Annotated in this window: 13 protein-coding genes and 1 tRNA gene; 3 read left to right on the forward strand and 11 right to left on the reverse strand. The window is 54.5% G+C overall.

Features of this window, described 5'->3' with window-relative positions; genetic code table 11:
* Positions 1–168: 168 nt before the first annotated feature.
* The 6 genes from N6G83_RS24660 to N6G83_RS24685 form a co-directional block, all read right to left on the reverse strand.
* Positions 169–885 carry an ABC transporter ATP-binding protein gene (locus tag N6G83_RS24660; protein ID WP_065683272.1) on the reverse strand — a complete coding sequence of 239 codons (717 nt, stop codon included), beginning with the start codon at positions 883–885 and terminating at the stop codon, positions 169–171.
* The gene (locus N6G83_RS24665; protein WP_211135597.1) at positions 882–1,757 is read right to left on the reverse strand and encodes an ABC transporter ATP-binding protein; all 876 of its coding nucleotides are present in this window, start codon (positions 1,755–1,757) and stop codon (positions 882–884) included. The genes N6G83_RS24660 and N6G83_RS24665 overlap by 4 nt, the downstream gene beginning before the upstream one ends.
* Positions 1,754–3,040, reverse strand: coding sequence for a high-affinity branched-chain amino acid ABC transporter permease LivM (gene livM / locus N6G83_RS24670; protein WP_024528100.1), 1,287 nt, complete (start codon positions 3,038–3,040; stop codon positions 1,754–1,756). Before livM ends, N6G83_RS24665 begins: the two co-directional genes overlap by 4 nt.
* 9 nt (positions 3,041–3,049) lie before the next feature.
* On the reverse strand, positions 3,050–3,964 hold the full coding sequence (locus tag N6G83_RS24675) for an ABC transporter permease subunit (protein ID WP_021180268.1): 915 nt from the start codon (positions 3,962–3,964) through the stop codon (positions 3,050–3,052).
* A 105-nt stretch (positions 3,965–4,069) separates the two neighbouring features.
* Positions 4,070–5,188 carry a branched-chain amino acid ABC transporter substrate-binding protein gene (locus tag N6G83_RS24680; RefSeq protein WP_021805814.1) on the reverse strand — a complete coding sequence of 373 codons (1,119 nt, stop codon included), beginning with the start codon at positions 5,186–5,188 and terminating at the stop codon, positions 4,070–4,072.
* A gap of 433 nt (positions 5,189–5,621) precedes the next feature.
* Complete coding sequence (locus tag N6G83_RS24685) at positions 5,622–6,038, reverse strand: hypothetical protein (protein ID WP_024485160.1); 417 nt, start codon at positions 6,036–6,038, stop codon at positions 5,622–5,624.
* A gap of 607 nt (positions 6,039–6,645) precedes the next feature.
* On the opposite strand from N6G83_RS24685, the gene N6G83_RS24690 reads away from it, so the two are divergent.
* A tRNA-Asn gene (locus N6G83_RS24690) sits at positions 6,646–6,721 on the forward strand.
* Positions 6,722–6,796: 75 nt separating this feature from the next.
* On the opposite strand, the gene N6G83_RS24695 is transcribed toward N6G83_RS24690, so the two are convergent.
* Entirely contained in the window at positions 6,797–7,510 is a 714-nt protein-coding gene (locus N6G83_RS24695; RefSeq protein WP_211135596.1) for a GntR family transcriptional regulator, read from the reverse strand.
* Between the two features lie 295 nt (positions 7,511–7,805).
* Between N6G83_RS24695 and N6G83_RS24700 the strand changes: the two genes are divergently transcribed.
* Both N6G83_RS24700 and N6G83_RS24705 read left to right on the forward strand, forming a co-directional pair.
* Entirely contained in the window at positions 7,806–9,428 is a 1,623-nt protein-coding gene (locus tag N6G83_RS24700) for an alpha-glucoside-specific PTS transporter subunit IIBC (RefSeq protein ID WP_074028277.1), read from the forward strand.
* On the forward strand, positions 9,425–10,747 hold the full coding sequence (locus tag N6G83_RS24705) for a 6-phospho-alpha-glucosidase (RefSeq protein WP_024528097.1): 1,323 nt from the start codon (positions 9,425–9,427) through the stop codon (positions 10,745–10,747). The genes N6G83_RS24700 and N6G83_RS24705 overlap by 4 nt, the downstream gene beginning before the upstream one ends.
* A gap of 105 nt (positions 10,748–10,852) precedes the next feature.
* Here the strand turns inward: N6G83_RS24705 and N6G83_RS24710 are convergent, their stop codons facing one another.
* Genes N6G83_RS24710 through mdtN form a run of 4 tightly spaced genes read right to left on the reverse strand, consistent with a single transcriptional unit; the run spans position 10,853 to position 15,964 of the window.
* Positions 10,853–11,530 carry an SDR family oxidoreductase gene (locus N6G83_RS24710; protein WP_024528096.1) on the reverse strand — a complete coding sequence of 226 codons (678 nt, stop codon included), beginning with the start codon at positions 11,528–11,530 and terminating at the stop codon, positions 10,853–10,855.
* 45 nt (positions 11,531–11,575) lie between these two features.
* Positions 11,576–13,057 (reverse strand): TolC family protein, encoded by a 1,482-nt coding sequence (locus tag N6G83_RS24715; RefSeq protein WP_074028275.1) that lies wholly within the window; start codon positions 13,055–13,057, stop codon positions 11,576–11,578.
* Positions 13,054–14,925, reverse strand: a complete 1,872-nt coding sequence (locus N6G83_RS24720) for an FUSC family protein (protein ID WP_248006617.1) — start codon at positions 14,923–14,925, stop codon at positions 13,054–13,056. The genes N6G83_RS24715 and N6G83_RS24720 overlap by 4 nt, the downstream gene beginning before the upstream one ends.
* Positions 14,915–15,964: a multidrug transporter subunit MdtN gene (gene mdtN / locus N6G83_RS24725; protein ID WP_211135595.1), complete on the reverse strand. Its 1,050-nt coding sequence runs from the start codon at positions 15,962–15,964 to the stop codon at positions 14,915–14,917. The genes N6G83_RS24720 and mdtN overlap by 11 nt, the downstream gene beginning before the upstream one ends.
* Positions 15,965–15,968 lie beyond the last annotated feature (4 nt).

Here is a 15,968-nt window from a genome sequence, read left to right on the forward strand (position 1 = left end):
AAGGTGTTCCGGAACAGGGGCTGGCAGTCGTGCCATTTTAACTAACCTGTAACCAGAATGCGACCTAGATCACGTTTTTGTGACGCTGTTTTTTTCAACAGCAGGGACACACATGCGGCGCCCCTTCGATCAAGGATGTCAATGCGCCCCTCATCGGGGCGATTGCCTTTATGCGCCCCCCAGATAAGCCTTTCTCACCTCCTGATTGCTCAGCAGTTCCGCGCCGCTGCCGCTCAGGCGGATTTGCCCATTGACCATCACATAACCCCGATCGGACAGTTTCAAGGCATGATTGGCATTCTGCTCCACCAGGAAAATTGTCATGCCACCATTGGCCAGTTCACGCAGAATGCTGAAGATCTGTTTGACGATGATCGGTGCCAGCCCCAGACTCGGCTCATCCAGCAACAGCAGCTTTGGCCGACTCATCAGCGCACGGGCTATCGCCAGCATTTGCTGCTCACCGCCGGACATGGTCATCGCCCGCTGGTTACGCCGCTCTTTCAGGCGGGGAAACAGCTCATACATCCGTTGCATATCTTCAACAGCATGATGGCTGCCGAGGGTAATAGTGCCCATCAGCAGGTTTTCTTCCACGCTCATGTCAGGGAAAATCCGCCGCCCTTCCGGGGCCTGGGCAATACCGCTACTGGCCACAAAATGCGTCGACCGCTGGCTGATATCCGTCCCCTGAAACAGGATCTGCCCACCGCTGATGCGGGGTTGGCCAAAGATTGACATCAGCAAGGTGGATTTCCCCGCCCCGTTGGCCCCGATCAACGCTACGGTTTCCCCTTGCCTGACCTGCAATGACACCTGTTGCAGCGCCTGGATCGGGCCGTAATGGACATCCACCTCGCGAAATTCCAGCATCACCTCGCTCATCCCGCCAGCTCCTCTTCGTCTGCGCCCAGATAGGCGGCGATCACGCTGTCATTGTGTTGGATCTCCTGCGGCGTTCCCTCGGCAATTACATTGCCGTGGTCCAGTACGATCACCCGGTCGGAAATCTCCATCACCATTCCCATATCATGTTCGATCAGTAGCACGGTAATTTCATGATGCTGGCGCAGAAAGCGGATGATCCGGCTCAGGGTCGCGGTTTCCACCGGGTTCAACCCGGCGGCAGGTTCATCCAGGCAGATCATTTCCGGGGTGGTGCACATCGCGCGGGCAATCTCCAGCCGCCGCTGCTGGCCGTAGGACATCTCCCCCGCCAGCCGGTTGGCACAGTCCACCAACTCGACCACCTCCAGCCAGTAAAATGCGCGGTCCAGTGCTTCATTTTCTGCCCGGCGATAGGCAGGCGTATTGAGCACGCCAGCAATCAGGTTGCGGTTACTCAAACGGTGTTGTGCCACCAGCAGGTTCTCCACCACCGACATCTCACGGAACAGGCGGATATTCTGGAAGGTGCGGGCCAATCCGGCACGGTTCACCAGATGTGTGCCACCAAACATTTTGTAGTACAGACGCGACCCCAGTTGCGCGGGGTTAATCCAGTCCCCGGCACGGAATTTCTGGCCGAGGATACGGATCACATCAATCGTCCGTTTGTGGGTATTGAGCAGGATCGCCCCGCCGCTGGCACGGTAAAAACCCGTCAGGCAGTTGAATACCGTGGTTTTCCCCGCACCGTTCGGGCCGATCAACGCGGTGATCGACCCACGCTCCACTTCGAGATTCACATCGTTCAGCGCTTTGATGCCGCCGAAGTGCATCATCAAATGTTCAACGCGCAAAATGGCATCGCTCATGGTGCTACCCCCTTGCGTGGCGTAAAGCTGCTACGGCTGATACGCACCAGGCCGCGTGGCCGCCAGATCATCATCAACACCATCAGTACGCCAAACAGCAACACTCGATATTCGGCAAAGCTGCGCAGCAGTTCCGGGGCCACCGTCAGGACAAAGGCCGCCAGCACGACACCGATAGTCGATCCCATTCCACCCAATACCACGATCGCCAGGATCAGCGCCGATTCAAAGAAGGTAAACGACGTTGGATTGACGAACCCTTGATAGGTGGCAAAGAACACCCCGGCGATACCCGCGGTGGAAGCCCCCATCATAAACGCCGAGAGTTTGACCAGCACATGATTAAGCCCGAGCGAACGGCAAGCGATTTCATCCTCCCGTAACGCTTCCCACGCCCGCCCTATCGGCATCCGCGTCAACCGATGTTTGACGAACAGCACCAGCAACACTACCAGACACAACACCGCGTAGATGAAGATAAACTTCAGGTTGGGATTATAGGTAATACCGAGGAACTCATGGATCGGTACTCCCCCTTCCTTGGCTCGGCGGCCAAACTCCAGGCCGAACAGGGTCGGTGCAGGAACCGAAACGCCGTTTGGCCCGCCGGTTAACGATACCCAGTTATTCAGCACCAGGCGGATGATCTCACCAAAGCCCAGCGTCACTATCGCCAGATAGTCACCGTGCATACGCAGCACCGGGAACCCCAGCAATGCCCCGGCCAGCGCCGCCATCAGCGCCCCCAACGGCAACATCGCCCAAAAACCCAGGCCCAAATACTGATAGCCCAGCGCCAGACCGTAGGCACCAATGGCATAAAACGCCACGTAACCCAGATCGAGCAGCCCGGCCAGCCCCACCACAATGTTCAATCCTAGCCCTAACAACACATAAATCAGGCCGAGGATCGCCACGGTCAGCAGGTATTTGGTCGCCATAAACGGGAACAGCAATGCCAACACCGCCAGTAGTGGCAGGATCCAACGCAGGCTCGTTCTGGCGCCGACTGGCCGAACATAAACACCGTCATTGCCCCCCTCAAAACGCGCCGACACCTTGCGCCCCAGCGGCGTTTGCAAAAACAGGCTGAGTAACAGCCGCCCCGCCATCACTACCGCAATAATCACCACCAGGCGGCGTGGCTCAAAGTTGAAACTGTAGCCGTCCAGCACGATGCCGACGATCGGGCCAAACACAATCAGCGCGATCAGGCCCGCGAGAACCGCATCCAGCAGGCTGCGTTTAACACTCAGCCCTTGATGAACTGTGGATTGAGACATAGTTTTCCCTCACACCTTAGCGACCATTGGTCGCCCCAGCAGGCCCTGAGGGCGGAAAATCAGGATCACCACCAGCAGACCGAATGAAAACACATCCTTGTAATCCGAGTTCACCATGCCGGCGAACTGTGCCTCTGCCACCCCAAGCAGCAAGCCTCCGAGCATCGCGCCGGGTAATGAGCCAATGCCCCCCAGCACCGCTGCGGTGAAGGCTTTGACGCCGATAATAAAGCCCACATAAAAATCGAAGGTGCCGTAGTTCATGGTGACCAGCACCCCTGCCAGCCCGGCCATCGCCGCGCCGATCACAAACACCAGCGAGATCACCCGGTCGGTATTGATGCCGAGTATCGATGCCATCTTGCGATCCTGTTGGGTAGCCCGGCAGATACGCCCCAGGCGCGTGCGTTGGATCACGTAGGTAAGCACCGCCATACCCAATAGTGCAGCGACCAGAATAAATACCTTGGTGTAGGTAATCTGGATCACACCACCATCAAAATTGAGCCGAAAAACGCCGTCCAGCAGCGTGGGGATCCCCTGCTGGCGCGGCCCTTGGCTGATCTGCGCATAGTTTTGCAGGATCAGCGACATACCGATGGCAGAAATCAGCGGAGCCAGACGCGTGGAGTTTCGCAGCGGTTTATAAGCGATACGTTCAATCACCCAGCCATAAACACCGGTGACCACGATGGTGAATACCAGGGTGCCCAGGATCAACAGCGGGAAAGAGTGGAGACCAAAGAAAGAGAGCAGCGCCAGGCCAATTGCACACAGATAGGCAGAAATCATATACACCTCGCCGTGGGCGAAGTTGATCATGCCAATAATGCCGTACACCATGGTGTAGCCGATGGCGATCAGGCCATACACCGCGCCAAGGGTCAGGCCGTTAATCAGCTGTTGCAGGAAGAATACATCCATAATAAGCAATCTCACCTGATGGGCGAGCCGCAAGTTCAGCACCACGCGGCCCAAAGGGGGTTAAGGAACGGATCCGCCATACGCTCGGATCCGTTGATCTTTACATCAGAGCTGGTGATATTTGCCTTTGTCATCCCATTGGTAGACCACGTAGTCTGATACCTTCAGGTCACCTTTTTTATCCCAGGCTTTTTTCCCCATCACGGTATCCACATCGTGAGATTTCAACCACTCGCTGGCCTTGGCGCTGTCTTTACCGCCGGTGGCATTGAACGCAGCGGCGATGGCCTGGATCGATGCGTAGGAGTACAGCGTGTACCCTTCTGGTTCAAATCCACTCTCGCGGAACTTGGCAATCACCGCCTTCCCTTCTGGGATCTGACGCGGATCGTTACCGAAGGTCATCAGCACGCCAGTGGTGTACTGTGGTCCTCCGGCCGCCGTTACCAGCTCCTCGGTAACAATACAGTCGCCGGAGAAGAATTTTGCTTTAACACCTTGCTCACGCATCTGGCGCACCAGCGGACCTGCCTCTGGATGGCAGCCGCCGAAATACACCACGTCTGGATCCACCGAGGCGATTTTGGTCACCAGGGCGTTAAAGTCTTTCTCACCGCGCGACAGCCCTTCATACATCACTTCCTTCACGCCACGTTTGTTCATTTCTGCCTTGGCGGCATCTGCCAAGCCCTGGCCATAGGTGTCCTTGTCATGGATGACGGCAATCTTTTTCGCCTTCAGGGTATCCAACATGTAATTGGTGGCGATAACCCCTTGCTGATCGTCGCGTCCGCACATGCGGAACATGTTATTCATGCCACGTTCGGTGATTTGCGGGTTGGTGGAACCGGGTGTGATGGCAATGATCCCGGCTTCGTCATACACCTCTGAAGCGGGCATGGTAGAAGACGAGCAGAAGTGCCCCACCACCGCAGCGACGTGATCCTGATCGACCAACCGGTTAGCTACCGAGACTGCCTGCTTAGGTTCACAAGCATCATCGCCTTGCACCAGCTTGATTTTTTCCCCTTTAATCCCCCCGGCCGCATTGATGTCTGCGGCAGCCTGCGAGGCCCCACGCCAGTATTGATCCCCATAGGTAGCATTTGGGCCGGAGAATGGCCCGGCGACGCCAATCACGATATCGGCATGTGCAGAAAAAGCCGTACTAAAACAACCAATAAGCAGAGCAGCAAGCGGGGTTTTTAGCAATCTCAATGACATTTTGCATTCCTCAGCACTGTTTTAGCGAAAGACCGTAGACCCGGCCAGGTGCAAATTGCGGCCAATAACGGCGGCAATTGCAGGACGACGGGTAAATGACGTGGAGCAGTCACTTTATGTGTAGTCGGGGAAAATAATTTGCGCGAGAGCGCAACCGATTTACCCGCGTTTATCCAAGCAAAAATCTAGCCATTGTGACGGCGCATACAAAAATAGAGCCGATTTGCTGGCGCTCTCAGCCGTAAAAATGAGGAGGCTCACTGGTTTTAACGGGCAACGAGCGTTAGAAAAGAACAAGAAGAATTTGCTGGCGCACCTTGCTGGTGCAACTGGAGGGCATTTTGGATGAGCAGAAAACAAAAACGCTCCCTAAGAGAGCGTTTTTGGTACAACACCATGTATTCCCGGAATATCTGAATACGGGGTATGCGCGTTAGGCGCCAGTCACACGCTCGATCAAGGCATTGGTCAGATCGGTGCTGATACGGTTACAGGTTTTGGCAATGCGGAACTGATAGGCGGCATCCATGATTTGATGGATGTCGGTGCTGACATTGTCACGAATGCGCATGTAAAGCTTGGCCTGCGCCACAATATCGTTCAATTCTACGCTGCGGGTTTGATACAACCGCGGGCTAACCTGTTGCAGAGCATTCAGCTCTTTCATGCAGGGATACATGATGTCATCGGTACCGACAGAAGCCATCGGTTGAGCTGGCTGCGTAACGGTGGCGCTAGGTGTAACTGGGGTTGGCGCAGGGACACCGGCGGCGGTGGCAGGTTTGGTTTTCGCAGTCTGGCACCCTGCCAGCAACACACACAATGCGGCTATGGCGATTGTTTTTTTCATTACTAAAAAACTCCGGGAAACAAAGGAACGGCGTGGTTTACCGCTATAAAAATGGCTTGGCGTAGCATAGAGTAATAAAGCAAGCATTGACAAGATCTGCGAGAGCTTCATTACTGGCATCAGCATAGAATGCCCGCCAGAGTAACATAGAAGAATCTTAAAAAAAATCACTTATCGTCAGACGCTCCAACCTATTATTTTGATTTACATCAACTTTATTAAAAAAACCAAGCCCCCGGAAGCTGAAAACTAAAAAAACAATCTCGATCACAGTTTGGTAAAAAATAAGCAGATATTCCTGGGTTTCACTGGTGGTCATCATCCTGATGGCGTTGAGTTCCCTTCTGATTAATTTATATTCGATGAGTAGTATTTTTGTGGGATCGCTTTATGACGGTGCTACTTAGCATTCTGTCATGCTCGCTAAGCTGCATGTTGAACGCGCTAATCTTTTCCTCATGGTTCCGCATTTTACGCGTTGTTAACCAAAGCAAAGTGCCGAAAAACGAGCCAATATGCTCAATCTGACAGCAAACGCACTTTTCCCTCACTTTAGTGCTTTGACAAACCCAATACGCCTCGCTATTATTCGCCTCGTTCACACGATTCCTCTGTAGTTCAGTCGGTAGAACGGCGGACTGTTAATCCGTATGTCACTGGTTCGAGTCCAGTCAGAGGAGCCATATTTAGAGAAGCCCGCTTAGGCAACTAAGCGGGCTTTTTGCTTTTCAACGGCGTCTCAGCAGCCACCCTATTTCCTATACTTTCACATGCTCCCGCCGTAAATGGTAATCCACCTGGTACTCGCTGGCATTTCTGAACATCACCGAATAATTCACGAAATCGCCGCTGTCGCTGTATGACAGCGAGGTGATGCGCAAAATAGGTGTCAGCTCATCGACATTCAGCAGCTTCGCCATCTTTTTATCGGCCAGTACAGGCGTGAGGCTCTCATAATTGCCGCGCACGATGATGTGGCATTCATCTTCGATATAGCTGAATTTTGACCCCTCCAGGTGGGCAACGGACAAATTGCGATAGAGCTTCGCGGGCATATAACTGTCTTCGACCATCAGAGGCTTGCCATCCACCGAACGAACCCGTCGCGAGTAGTAGATCCGTTCATCAATCTTGATGCGCAGCTGGCTAGCGATAGCGGGTGGCGCGGGCATAATAGTAAACTCCAGCACGTCGCTTACCACTTCCTTACCCTGATTGCGCATCACCTCGATAAATCCGGTCAGGTTGGTGGTTTCATGATGCACATCTTTCTTCGCGACATAAGTGCCGCTACCGTGGCGGCGCTCCACCAATCCCCACCCCACCAGCAGATCTATCGCCTTGCGAATGGTCATGCGGGAGACGCCAAACTCTTCCGCCAGGCGAACCTCCGCAGGCAATGGGCTGCCAATATGGTAATCGGCAGAATTGAGCCGAATGCGTAGCCTGTCGGCTATAGATTTGTAGATCACTGATAGACCTCTCTGAAGCTTCGCACTGCGCTTAAATAATCCACTTCCTATAAATTAATAGGCTGTTTTTATTGAAGTTGCAAACAACCTCATCAGGTGAAAATTTCAAGTGAAATCGTCGTGTACAGTTTTATGACGAAAAGTAGACAACTTGGTGCAAACAAAAACCATGAATGCGATCACGAATCGGTGCGACGGACAAAGATAACCCCTCACGTACTCCCTACTCTGCTTCTCAGACCCGCGTTAAAGAATAAGGTCATTTCCCCTACAGGTTGTTACATGAGGATTTAAAATGCTCAGTCAAATACAACGTTTTGGTGGCGCAATGTTTACCCCGGTCCTGCTATTCCCGTTTGCCGGGATTGTGGTCGGTATCGCCATTATGCTGCGTAACCCGATGTTTGTCGGCGAAGCGCTCACTGCACCCGATAACTTATTTGCGCAAATCGTCCACATTATTGAAGAAGGCGGCTGGACGGTATTTCGTAATATGCCACTGATTTTCGCCGTGGGTTTACCGATTGGCCTGGCAAAACAGGCTCAGGGCCGCGCCTGCCTGGCCGTGCTAGTCAGTTTCATGACCTGGAACTACTTCATTAACGCAATGGGAATGACCTGGGGCCAGTACTTTGGCGTTGATTTTAACGTCGACCCGGTGGCGGGAACCGGGCTCACTATGATTGCCGGCATCAAAACGCTCGATACCAGTATTATCGGTGCGATTGTGATTTCCGGATTGGTCACCGCTATCCACAACCGCTATTTCGAAAAGCAACTTCCCGTTTTCCTCGGTATTTTCCAGGGCAGCTCTTTCGTCGTCATTGTTGCCTTCTTCGTCATGATCCCCTGCGCGTGGCTTACTCTGTTCGGCTGGCCAAAAGTACAGATGGGGATTGAATCACTGCAGGAATTCCTGCGCAGCGCGGGCTCGCTCGGCGTGTGGGTTTACACCTTCCTTGAACGCATCCTGATCCCGACGGGGCTACATCACTTTATCTACGGCCCATTTATCTATGGTCCGGCAGTCGTGGAAGGCGGTATTCAGGTTTACTGGGCGCAGCATTTGCAGGAGTTCAGTCAGAGTACGCTGCCGCTGAAAACGCTGTTCCCAGAAGGTGGCTTTGCGCTGCACGGTAACTCGAAGGTGTTTGGCTGTCTGGGGATTGCGCTGGCTCTCTACGCCACCACGGCACCTGAAAATCGAGTGAAGGTGGCAGGCCTGCTGATCCCCGCCACGTTAACGGCGATGCTGGTCGGCATTACCGAACCACTGGAGTTTACCTTCCTGTTTATCTCGCCGGTACTGTTTGTCGTCCACGCATTTCTGGCCGCTACCATGGCGACGGTCATGTATATGTGCGGCGTGGTGGGCAACATGGGCGGAGGTCTGCTTGACCAGTTCCTGCCGCAAAACTGGATCCCGATGTTCCACAACCACGCATCAATGATGTTTATTCAGATTGGCATTGGACTTGCCTTTACCGCTATCTACTTCCTGGTGTTCCGCACCTTGATTCTACGTTTCAATCTGAAAACGCCGGGCCGCGAAGAGGCTGAAATCAAGCTCTACAGCAAGGCGGACTATCAAGCATCCCGCCAGCAAACTACGGCAGCGGCCGCGAAAGAAACCAAACAAGGCCAGGCTGCCGGTTTTCTCGAAGCACTTGGCGGAACCAACAACATCCTGAGCGTTAACAACTGTGCGACCCGCCTGCGTATTGTCCTGGTGGATATGTCGCTGACGCAAAGCGACGACATTTTTAAAGCGCTGGGCGCCCACGGTGTGGTGCGACGCGGCAACGGTATACAGGTAATTGTGGGGCTGAACGTCCCGCAGGTCCGCGACCAGATCGAAAACCTGATGAAAGACGCTTCTTCGAGCGAACTTAAATCCATGACGGAGGCAGTATCATGAATAAATTCTCTGTAGTTGTAGCTGGCGGTGGTAGCACCTTCACTCCTGGTATCGTACTGATGTTACTGGCAAACCAGCATCGTTTCCCGCTGCGCGCCTTGAAATTCTATGATAACGATGGTGCGCGCCAGGAAACCATTGCCGAAGCGTGCAAAATTATCCTGAAAGAGCAGGCACCAGACATCGAATTCAGCTACACCACCGACCCCAAAGTGGCATTTACCGATGTGGATTTCGTGATGGCGCACATCCGCGTGGGCAAATACCCGATGCGTGAAAAAGACGAAAAAATCCCTCTGCGCCACGGCGTGCTTGGCCAGGAAACCTGCGGGCCAGGTGGAATTGCTTACGGCATGCGCTCCATCGGCGGCGTGCTGGAAATTGCCGACTACATGGAGCAATACTCACCAAACGCCTGGATGCTGAACTATTCCAACCCGGCGGCGATTGTGGCAGAAGCAACCCGTCGTTTACGTCCAACGGCAAAAATCCTCAACATCTGCGATATGCCAATCGGCATTGAAAGCCGCATGGCGCAAATTGCTGGCCTGAAAGACCGCAAAGAGATGCGCGTGCGTTACTACGGGCTTAACCACTTCGGCTGGTGGACGTCTATTGAGGATCTACAGGGCAACGACTTGATGCCTAAAATCCGCGAATACGTGGCTAAATTTGGCTACGTTCCACCCTCAGATGAACATGGTACGGAGGCTAGCTGGAATGACACCTTTGCCAAAGCGAAAGATGTCTGGGCGTTGGATCCAGAAACCTTCCCAAATACCTACCTGAAATACTATCTGTTCCCGGACTACGTAGTAGAGCATTCCAACCCGGAGCGTACCCGCGCTAACGAAGTCATGGATCACCGCGAGAAGCACGTTTTCGGCTCCTGCAATGCCATTATCCAGGCGGGTAAATCCTCGGCAGGCGAGTTGGAAATCGACGAGCATGCCTCCTACATCGTCGATCTGGCAACCGCCATCGCCTTCAACACCCAGGAGCGCATGCTGTTGATTGTGCCAAACAACGGCGCTATTAATAACTTCGATCCGGAAGCCATGGTCGAGATCCCCTGTCTGGTTGGCAAAAGTGGCCCGCAACCGCTGGTGGTTGGCAATATCCCGCAATTCCAGAAAGGGCTGATGAGCCAGCAGGTGGCGGTAGAAAAACTGGTGGTCGATGCCTGGGAACAGCGTTCTTATCAGAAACTGTGGCAAGCCATTACGCTGTCAAAAACCGTACCCAGCGCATCAGTTGCCAAAGCGATACTTGATGACTTGATTGAGGCGAACAAGGACTACTGGCCTGAGTTGAAGTAAGTAAGGATAGCGTTATTCCCCTCCCTTAATCCCTGTACAGGCCGAGGAGGGGAAGATTGGAACAGGAGTTAAATGGGCGCAGCAGCGCCCCTACAAAACCGCGTTTTACCAACGTAGCACGTTGCCTGCATAGTCAATAAAGTGATGCCCTCCTTTGCCTCGCCAGGCCAGCACCTGGCTCACAATGCCAGAGCAGCTTTGTTCGACAGTCAGCGTGGCATTCGTTCCGCCCATATCCGTTTGTACCCAGCCTGGATGCACCGACAGCAAAGTCAACTCCCGCCGTGCGGCGGTATCACGCAACCCACGCGTTAACATATTCAGAGCCGCTTTGCTGGCGGCGTACAGCGGATAGGTCGCCGCGTCGTTCTCATTTAAACTGCCCAGCTCCGATGTCATCAACGCCATCACGCCGGTGTGCGGTTTCACCAGCGGTATTAACGCTGCCGCACAGCGAACCGGGGAAAAGGTATTGGTCATAAACAGTTGAACGATCTCATCGTCATTCGCCTGGGCAACGTCCTGATGGGCTGGCCCGTAAACACCTGCGTTGATAAAGATAAGATCGAATTGTTGCGGCGACAGCCGCTCTTTCAGGGCAATCCTTTCATCCTGATGATTGATATCTAACTTCAGCCATTGCGTATCAGCCGGGCTATCGGCTGGCACCGCGCCGCGACAGGTTGCAACTACCTGCCAACCCTGCATGGATAGCTGCCTGACAATGCCTAAACCTATTCCGCGTGACGCACCGATGATCAGTGCCGAGAATGGAGATGTCATGATTTTCTTCCTTATGTCGATAGCTGTCGGCTTACCACCCTTGAATTACTCTGGGTCCACGTGGGTCATTTTGCCCATCACAAAGGCTAAATTAGCCGCCGCGATCAGTGCCGCAGCGTGAGCATCGGTACTCATCTGTTGCGCATAGAGCAGACCATTGGCTGCTTCGTTAGCCACGGTGATGGTCCCTACGCCGTTGCGATAAGACTCCAGCGCGGCGTCGTAGGTAATAAACGCGGTTTTTACCAGGTTCAATGCTGCCTGGTTGGCTTCTAGCGCAGATTGTAACGTATCGGCAGCCACGATAATCTCTCGAACCGCAGCCTCCTGCGTCTTTTGGAAAGTCTCGTTTGCCACGGCAGCACGTGATTCGGCCTCTTTCACACGGGCAGCTCGTATTCCACCATCGTAAAGCGGTACGGTAACGCCCAAGAGAATGCTAGAGGAGGACGTTTGCTGACCAATAGGCGGCAATCCCTGCATATCAAAGCGCCCATCGCCACCCGCGACCGCGCTGGCGAGATAGACCTTAGGCAAGAAGTCCGCCTCTGCCGCCTTGATGCCTGCGGTTGCGGCCTGAGCAGCAGCATAAGTTGCCAATACGTCTGGCCGCTGGGAGAGCGCCAGTTTAATCATCTGCTGGGTTGGCGCACTGGCCGTCTGCGGCAAGGGTTTATCCTCGGCATAGCCTACTTTGATTTGCGATGAGGCAGAAATGCCCATGGCTGCCAGTAAGGCCTGCCATGCGTCACGTTCCGTTCCCTGTGCCACAACGCGATTCAGTTCCGACTGCGCGACCTGCTGGCGTGCCTGCGCGACTTCCACCGTTGTCGCGACACCATTTTTGTTTCGCGCCAAGGCAGCATCGAGGATTTTCTGGCTATTGCGCAGCGTCTCCTGCGCTATTTTGCGGCGTGACTGGGCCGCACCGTATTGGTAATAGCTGCGCGTAACATCGTAAATAATCTTTTGATGCATGCCGTTAAAGGCGACGTTGGCGGCATAGGAGGTGTGCTTGGCCGCCTGTTGCAAAGCGCTACGCTGACCAAAATCGAAGATTAACCACTGCAATGCCAGTGCCGGTACAACCGCGCTGCCGGTGGTATCCAGATCGTGTTGGCCGCCAATGTCATAAGGCAACGGCGTGCGCGTTCTTTGATAGCCGCCGATCACGCTGGCTGAAATCATCGGCAAAAATGTCGCCTCAGCCATACCTACGCCCAGCGCAGCCTGCCGCGCCTGCTGCCAGGCGATGCGGGTATCCGGGTTTTGCATCTGGGCGATGTCGATAAGCTCGGGTAACTGGTAAACCTGTTCCTGGTTGATCGCAGGTGGTGCAGTGAGTTCCGCTACCGCCGGGTTGGCCGGAACAGCAAATTCATGACTGCTGATGCCGTCAGGCGCCCAGGGAGAGGAAGGGCTAGCCGGGGCCAACGCCAATTGGTCCGTGGCACAGCCTGCTAACAGACACAGCCCCACTGCCGTGCTGAAAGTTCGTATTTTGAAAGTCTGAGTGCGCGGCTTCATCCGAGAAGTTCCTCAAGTCGCCTGATGCTTTGTTGGATCTCAAGTTCAACGGCGGGTGGCAAACCGTTATTGCTGCCTGTTGGTACTGAGGGATTAATCACTCCACCACTCGAGGAAAGTCGGCTGAGCCGTTCCACATCGGAGGAGGACTTATCAAAGGGCAAAAACAGCGCCGGACAGAGGTTTTCCATTTCGCCAAGGATAGCTTGCAGACGCCGGTATTCTTCGGGAGAAGGGCGTAGCGATCTTGGTTCAAAAGGAACCAGCCTTAGCGCCTCCCGTGCCGTAGTCAGTTCTTCTTCAACCTCTGCCGCCTGTCTTATCGCTGCCGGGCGTTCTGTTGGTGCCAATGCGGCCAGATTGCTTAACCCCGTGACCAGGCTGCGGATGCGAGTGCGGACAAAATCAGCAATGGCGACGGGCCAAACATAGGTGAATAATAAATACACCACCAGATTCCCCAGCAAGATCCCCAGCACCCTGTCGAGCGCGACGCCCAAATCCGTACTCGGCCCAAAGCCATGTAACACGGTCAGTAAAAATGCCAGTCCGATTTGTATTCCCGCATAGGCAATCCGCTCATTGCCACTCGATACCCAGGCACTGAGCAGCAGCGCACCGAACACCAGCGCCATTAACTGGCCGATATCACTCAGCGACGGAACAATAAAAATCAGCGAAAGCACGCCCATCAATGCGCCTATCAGGCAGCCAACGATGCGCAGCGTCAGCTTGTGTACCGTCTCCCCCGCCGTGCCGAGCGCAGCGACATAACAGGTGATCATGGCGGTATGAATATCTTGCCAGTCCAGTGCGGTATAGACGAGATAACAGATCACGCTGGCCGCCGTGGTCTTTAAGGCAAATTGCTGATGGACGGGATTGGTAAAGGCGTCTGCGGCTAAAAACGAGGCTTTTGGCGCACTGGTGTCTACCGCGTTATCTGGCGTTGCAAGTTGCACCAGCGCGTGGGTGACTTCGTCATTTTTCCCACTCTGATTAAACGCAGGGAGTTCAACCACCTGGCCTGTGGTAATGGCCTCGGCGGCAGAACTGCACCAGTCTGCCAGTTCAGGGCGAGTTAACGCCGGTACGGTTTTATTGAGGGCTGAAATTGCCAACAGTAACCGATAGCTGCTGTTGACAGCGGCGGTTAGCCAGGCGGCCTCTGCGGCAGGCCGCAGATGGAAAATGCGCACGAGCATAGCCCGCTGTTGATGTTCGCTCTGCCCTTCCCGCAGCAGCTCCTCCACTTTACGCAGGCTGGGGGCATCCGGGTGGCGTAATGCCGCACCGGCAACCTCTAAGCGCTCTGCCAGACTTGCGCGTAACAGTTTCCAGGGTGGCCGCCCGATGAAAAGATTAAATGCCACTAATAGCAGCATCGGTGATGCGGCCATCAGCCAGGCATACAGCACCGCGCGTACCGCCAACTCTCCATTCGGCGCATCGCCAAGCAGCGACATGATAAAAGCGATCACCAGCGCAATAATGCTGCCCACGGGCCCGAGTTTGCTCGCCGAGCCTAGCCAGAGAAAGGCAAACGAGCTAAGGACCAGCACCGCCATGCGTAAAGGCGCAGATTCCAGGGTATAAGGCAGGATCAGCAAGATCAGCCCCACCACTATGGAAACGAGCAGGGTCACCGCAATGGCCATCGCCATACTTTCGGCGGCGTCTGGTTTCATCACGAACAAAATCAGATAGCAGCTAATCGCTGATTCGGGGATACCGTACAGCATGGCAACCAACGTCATCAGCGCACAAAGCGCACCTACCCGCCAGGCCATCGCCAATCGGCCAGGGAAATAGGCCAAATCGCGCTTCACCTGGCGCAGCATTCTGCCCCAAGGGCTGTCAGCAACCATGGTCGTCTCGTACTATTGCCACCGCGCTGGCACCAATGCGCATCAACTCAGCCGGCGGATCTTTAAGGTTGATCCGCACCGGGAAACGCTGTTCGACCCGCACCCAGTTCAGCGATTTCGGGACATAAGGCAGATTTCGTGGAATGTTAAACTGCTCCTCGGAGCTGATCCCCCAGCCAATGCCCTCCACTCTGCCCTGAATCGCACGCTGGCGATCGGCCATGACATAGACCGTGGCGCAATCCCCCGGTTTGATGTGCGCCAGCTCTGTTTCGCGAAAGTATGCAGAGGCGTGCCAGTGGTCGCTATTAATCAGCGTAAATACCGCCTGGTCCGGCATCACAAATTCCCCCGCCGAAACATTAAGCCCCACCACCAGGCCATTGTGCGGCGCTCGTATCTGGGTATTTTCCAGCTCTTGTTCGGCAATGGCCAATGCGGCGCGGCGAGCACTGAGCAAGGCCTCAGACTCCGCAGCGCTGCTGATTAATGCCTGTGAAGCGACGGTTTGCTTCAGCGCCTGTTTCAGGCTGATTTCCGCATCGTGTTTGGCGGTCTGGGCATCATCAACCTGCTGGGCAGTGACATAGCCCTTGCCCAGCAGCGGCTGAATGCGTGCCAGCGTTTGAGTTGCCAGCTTAAGGTTGGCCCTCGCCCGGTTAACTTGCTCATCGGTGATCGCCGCGTTAGATTGTTCTGCGATCATCGTGCGGTGCTGTGTATCCCAGGCAGCTTGCGCCATCTGCAGTTCCGCCCGCGCCTGCTCGACCCGCAAACGGTAAATCGTCGGATCGAGAGTGAACATCACCTCACCCCGTTGGACCTTGCCGTTTTCTGTTACGTTAATTGACTGGATACGCCCAGGAACGGAGCTGCTGACGTTCACCACGCTGGCACCGATGACCGTATCTTGCGACGTGGGATTTAACGAATTTTGACGCAGCGTCAACCACCCTGAAATAGCGGCAGCAATAACGATAACCACCCCGATGACGATCGCTATCCGACGTTTATTGCCCTGTTGTTTTAACCTGTTCATTTTT

Source organism: Serratia sp. PL7 (assembly GCF_945957435.1).